Source organism: Mesorhizobium sp. M2A.F.Ca.ET.039.01.1.1, assembly GCF_003998035.1.
GTDB lineage: Bacteria > Pseudomonadota > Alphaproteobacteria > Rhizobiales > Rhizobiaceae > Mesorhizobium.
Window position 1 is genome coordinate 1 of sequence record NZ_RZRY01001612.1, and the last position, 384, is coordinate 384.

Annotated in this window: 1 pseudogene; it reads left to right on the forward strand. The window is 64.8% G+C overall.

What is annotated here, in order from left to right:
• Positions 1-161: 161 nt before the first annotated feature.
• A pseudogene (locus EOA24_RS41180) lies at positions 162-384 on the forward strand (ankyrin repeat domain-containing protein); the annotation flags it as partial.

Below are 384 nucleotides of genomic sequence, written 5' to 3' on the forward strand. Positions count from 1 at the left end.
GGTTTTAGGAGCCGGCCCCTGTCCCCGGGGCCGGCTCCGCTGTTTCGGGCTAGGCCTGTCGAAGGCAGCGATCGGGGTTCTTGCCGACGGCCTCTGCCGAGACGGCCTTTCCGAGCGAGGCGGAAGGGAGCAATATAGCTCGCTCATTGCGGATGAAGGCGATGCTGGAAATCCCTGAGGAACGCGGCGCCCGCCATCTGTTGTTCAAGGCCATAGACGAGGCGTTCAAGGCCGGAGATTTCGCGGCTCTGGGTGTTGCGCTCGGCGGCTCTGCGCGCTGGTTCGACGAGCGGATGCCGTTCGAGCTCGGCCTTGGTCATCCGCTGGAATATGCGATCTACTGGAGCCCGGCCGCCTTCATCACCGCCTTGCTCGATGCCGGCT